4 protein-coding genes are annotated in these 3,341 nt (G+C 66.9%); 1 reads left to right on the top strand and 3 read right to left on the bottom strand.

All coding sequences use genetic code 11. The features are described from left to right. Positions 1-186: 186 nt before the first annotated feature. The 3 genes from ABZ078_RS44240 to ABZ078_RS44250 all read right to left on the bottom strand — a co-directional run bounded on the left by ABZ078_RS44240 (position 187) and on the right by ABZ078_RS44250 (position 2,210). Entirely contained in the window at positions 187-699 is a 513-nt protein-coding gene (locus tag ABZ078_RS44240) for an HNH endonuclease (RefSeq protein ID WP_356584342.1), read from the bottom strand. Positions 700-844: 145 nt separating this feature from the next. After that, positions 845-1,384: a YbhB/YbcL family Raf kinase inhibitor-like protein gene (locus tag ABZ078_RS44245; RefSeq protein WP_356584344.1), complete on the bottom strand. Its 540-nt coding sequence runs from the start codon at positions 1,382-1,384 to the stop codon at positions 845-847. 43 nt (positions 1,385-1,427) lie between these two features. Beyond that, positions 1,428-2,210 carry a sporulation protein gene (locus ABZ078_RS44250; RefSeq protein WP_356584346.1) on the bottom strand — a complete coding sequence of 261 codons (783 nt, stop codon included), beginning with the start codon at positions 2,208-2,210 and terminating at the stop codon, positions 1,428-1,430. Positions 2,211-2,349: 139 nt separating this feature from the next. On the opposite strand from ABZ078_RS44250, the gene ABZ078_RS44255 reads away from it, so the two are divergent. After that, on the top strand, positions 2,350-3,000 hold the full coding sequence (locus ABZ078_RS44255; RefSeq protein ID WP_356584348.1) for a DNA-3-methyladenine glycosylase: 651 nt from the start codon (positions 2,350-2,352) through the stop codon (positions 2,998-3,000). Positions 3,001-3,341: the final 341 nt, after the last annotated feature.

Raw genomic sequence — 3,341 nt, forward strand, 5'->3', positions numbered from 1 at the left:
ACATTTTTTCAAGCACAAGACGGAAAACGATATATCAGTGCATGTGACTGGTGTTCAGAGGTGTGATCTTCCGATCTTGTTTCTCCCGCCGGGCGGCCCCGCGCCCCTTCCGGGGCGCGGGAAACTGCGCGACCAGCCACACATCGCCCGCAGCCGACGAACGAGTCAAAGTCCCACGGCGATGAGCTACGCGGCGGCGGCGTCCACTGCCAGCCAATCCGGCAGCGCAGCAAGGTCGTCGGCCCCCAGCGCCAGCAACATCGCATCGGCCGGCGTCGGCTCGAACGGCTCCCGAAGCAACGGCATCCCTGCCTGCTCCGGCGTCCGGTCAGCCTTCCGATGATTGTCCTCCGCACACGAGGCGACGGTATTCAGCCAGGTGTCCTGCCCACCCTGCGACCGAGGCACCACATGGTCCACCGTCGTGGCCCGGCGCCCGCAGTACGCGCACCGGTGCCGGTCCCGCACCAGAACACCCCGCCTCGACCACGGCGCTTGTCTTCGGAACGGCACCCGTACGTACCTGCAGAGCCGGATCACGCGGGGCGCCGGTATGTCGACCGCGGCTCCACGCATCCGCAGTTCGGGATGGGCCTGCTCGACGACGGCCTTGTCCTGGAGCACCAGAACGATGGCTCGATTCAACGTCACCGTCGACAGCGGCTCGAAGCTCGCGTTCAGTACCAGCGTGTCCCGCATTGCAGCCCACCTCCCGTGCGCACCTGCCCACCCCCTGGCGGGCTGGGATCAACTCTGGCCGGGCACGCCGAGATGGACAACGAAATAAAAAATGCCCGCCCCCGATCACTTCCAAGACCGGGGGCGGGCAAACGTTCCATGAACGTCAGGCTTCGGCAGGCACCTCGTACTCAGCGATCACATGGGCGCGCCCGATCGCGTGGAACCGCAGATTGAAGCCGACGACGGCCGGGCTGGCATCCTCGTCCGGCCCGAGCTTCTCCTGGTCCACGGCGTACACCGTGAACACATACCGGTGCGGCCCGTCCCCGGGCGGCGGCGCGGCACCGCCGAAGTCCTTCGACCCGTAGTCGTTACGAGCCTGGACCGCCCCCTCCGGCAGACCCTCGAACTTGCCGCTGCCCGCACCCGTCGGCAACTCGGTCACCGAGGCCGGGATGTCGAAGACGACCCAGTGCCAGAACCCGCTCCCCGTAGGGGCATCGGGGTCGTAGCAGGTCACGGCGAAGCTCTTGGTCCCGGCCGGGAAGCCCTCCCAGCGCAGCTGCGGAGAGGTGTTGCCGGCCGCGTAGACCTGAGCGTCCTTGAGGGTCCCGCCGTGTTCGACGTCCTCGCTCGTGACCGTGAAGGACGGCACGGGCGGATGGAAGTCGTGGGGCAGCGGCCGCCTCTTGAGCTCGGTCACTTCGATACCTCCTGACGATCCAGTGGAATCAGCAGTTCCGAGCCTAGAACCAGTTGCGCTTGCTGCCGACCTCGGACAGCCACTGGTTGAGGTACGCCGCCCAGTCGGTCCCCTGGAAGTCGTTCAGACCCACCTGGAACGACCGGAAGGTGTCACTGCCCTCACTGAACAGCCCCGGCTTCTTGTCCATTTCAAGTACGACATCCATCGCGTTCTCGTCCGCGACGAAGCTCAGCTCGACCTGGTTGATCCCGCGGTACTGCTGCGGCGGGAAGAACTCGATCTCCTGGTAGAACGGCAGCTTCTGCCGCGTACCGCGGATGTGGCCGCGCTCCATGTCCGCGTTCTTGAAGCGGAAGCCAAGCTGGATGAAGGCGTCGAGGATCGCCTTCTGCGCGGGCAGCGGGTGCACGTTGATCGGGTCCAGGTCGGTGGAGTCCACGGCCCGCGCGATCGCCAGCTCCGTCGTCACACCGATGTTCATGCCGCGCAGCGGCTGACCGTCGATCGTCGTGACCGGCGTCTCCCAGGGGATCTCCAGCCCGAAGGGCACCGCGTGCACGGCCCCGGCCTGGAGCTCGAAGGCACCACCGAGCGGCATCTTCGTGAACTCGATGTCCTGCTTGTGCTCCGAGTCCTGGCTCTCCACCTCCACCCGCGCCTGCAGGCCCACGGACAGACCCTCGATGTTCTGGGCCACGGACCCGCCCTGAATCCGCACCTCACCCTGGACGACACCGCCCGGAACGACGTTGACCTCAGTCAACACCGTCTCGACCGAAGCCCCGCCGGCCCCCAGGCTCGCGAGTAGCTTCTTGAACGCCATGACTCTCCTCTTTTCAGAGTGGATCCTTGATCCCTACAAACGCGATCCGGCCGTGGCCGGTTCCGCGCCCCACCCTGGCAAGGCGCACGCTCCCTGACCACCCCGTCGCGACCACCCGTCTGCAGTACCCTCGGACGGCATGATCGCGACCCCCGACCGTACGCCCCTGCCCCGGGCCTTCTTCGACCGGCCCGTCCTGGAAGTCGCCCCCGACCTCCTGGGCCGCGTCCTCGTACGCACCACACCGGACGGTCCGATCGCCCTCCGCCTCACAGAAGTCGAGGCCTACGACGGCCCGAACGACCCCGGCTCCCACGCCTATCGCGGCCGCACGCCCCGCAACGACGTGATGTTCGGTCCTCCCGGACACGTCTACGTCTACTTCACCTACGGCATGTGGCACTGCATGAACCTGGTGTGCGGCCCCGACGGCCAGGCGAGCGCGGTCCTGCTGCGCGCCGGCGAGATCATCGAGGGCACCGAACTCGCCCGGAAGCGTCGAGTCTCGGCCCGCAGAGACAAGGAACTGGCCAAAGGCCCGGCCCGTCTGGCCACCGCCCTGGGTGTGGACCGGGCCCTGGACGGCACGGACGCGTGCACCTCCGCCGAGACACCGCTGAGGATCCTCACCGGCACACCCGTGCCCTCCGACCAGGTACGCAACGGCCCTCGCACCGGCGTGGCCGGAGACGGCGGCAACGGGGACATCCACCCCTGGCGCTACTGGATCGCCAACGACCCCACGGTGAGCCCCTATCGGGCCCATGTCCCGAGGCGCCGCCGAAGTTGACGCGCCTTGGCGAGGGGCGTAACGTAGCCCGAGCCGCTGAACCGGGTACTGCGTAGTCAGCAGCCGGAGCGGCCAACCCACTACCTACGAACACCCTCAACGGGGTCGATTTCGGCGTGCCCGCATGCCCGAATCCGAATCCGCGGAGCCCGATTATGAATCGGGCGGGGGAATCGGCTAACGTAGTGAATGTCGAAAGGCCGACGGGCGAAAGCCCAGAGCCTCATGGCAATCCCGCCGACAGGGAATCGGATCGGAAAAGGATCTGATAGAGTCGGAAACGCAAGACCGAAGGGAAGCGCCCGGAGGAAAGCCCGAGAGGGTGAGTACGAAGGAAGCGT

The sequence above is a fragment of the Streptomyces sp. NPDC006385 genome, from assembly GCF_040612485.1.
In the GTDB taxonomy this organism is placed as follows: Bacteria; Actinomycetota; Actinomycetes; order Streptomycetales; family Streptomycetaceae; genus Streptomyces.